Consider the following 356-nt stretch of genomic DNA (forward strand, 5'->3'; position numbering starts at 1 on the left):
GCCATTTTCAGCATGGCCAGGGCGTGCAGCGGGATGTCAGGGCGCGACCAGGCGTCCGGGGCAGGGGACAGGTCGTCGGTGTTGGTTTCACCCGGGACCTTGAAGACGGTCAGGGTGTACTTCTGCTCGATGGCAGGGCGGGCGGTGAACCACTCGCCAGCGGCCCAGGATTCCAGCACGGCCTTGGCGTGAACGTTGCCGGCCTTGGCTTTTTCGGCCACGTCGTGGAAGGCATCGAACATCAGCAGGGTGTGCTTGAGTTGTTCGGCGGCGACGGCGCCCAGTTCGGCGTCATCCAGCAGCTCGACCAGGGTGGCGATGTTGTAGCCGCCCTGCATGGTGCCCAGCAGTTCGGT

At 65.2% G+C, this 356-nt stretch carries 1 pseudogene; it reads right to left on the bottom strand.

The features are described 5' to 3' along the window. Nucleotides 1-356: pseudogene (locus M2D63_RS25560) on the bottom strand (aconitate hydratase B); the annotation flags it as partial.

This window comes from Pseudomonas sp. BJa5 (assembly GCF_030272875.2).
Lineage (GTDB): Bacteria > Pseudomonadota > Gammaproteobacteria > Pseudomonadales > Pseudomonadaceae > Aquipseudomonas.